The following is a 382-nucleotide window of genomic DNA, read 5'->3' as shown; positions in this document are numbered from 1 at the left end:
TATCGTGAATGTTCTTATAACTTTCTGGCTGACCCTGCATCAGCCCTACCCAAAATACCATATTAGCTACTTCATCTGTAAGGGTAGGCCCTGATGGAATATATCTACATTCTATTCTTAAATGTGGTTTCCCGCCACCTACACCATAAAATAATCTGTTCCATTTATAAACAGTGCCTTTATGAAGTTGTAACGCTTTTAGTTTTGGGATTTTGCCTTTATCTAGAATGTCTAAGCTATTATCATGTTCGTTCGATGTTAATAGGCTTCTAAATCTTGAAATATGGTCTCTAAAAATGTCGGTAACACTTCCCCGTTCCCAATCTGCACCAAAGCTCACTCTTGATTCTTTTTCGTTGTGTATAAGAGAATTCGCTCTGGT

Annotated in this window: 1 pseudogene; it reads right to left on the bottom strand. The window is 37.7% G+C overall.

Features of this window, described 5'->3' with window-relative positions:
* Nucleotides 1-340, bottom strand: a pseudogene (locus tag J1C54_RS16465) (glutamate--cysteine ligase); the annotation flags it as partial.
* Between the last annotated feature and the right edge of the window lie 42 nt (nucleotides 341-382).

The organism is Alcanivorax sp. 1008 (assembly GCF_020667895.1).
In the GTDB taxonomy this organism is placed as follows: domain Bacteria; phylum Pseudomonadota; class Gammaproteobacteria; order Pseudomonadales; family Alcanivoracaceae; genus PGZG01.
Note: the sequence above shows the minus strand (reverse complement) of the source record. Positions and strands in the feature narration are given on the sequence as shown.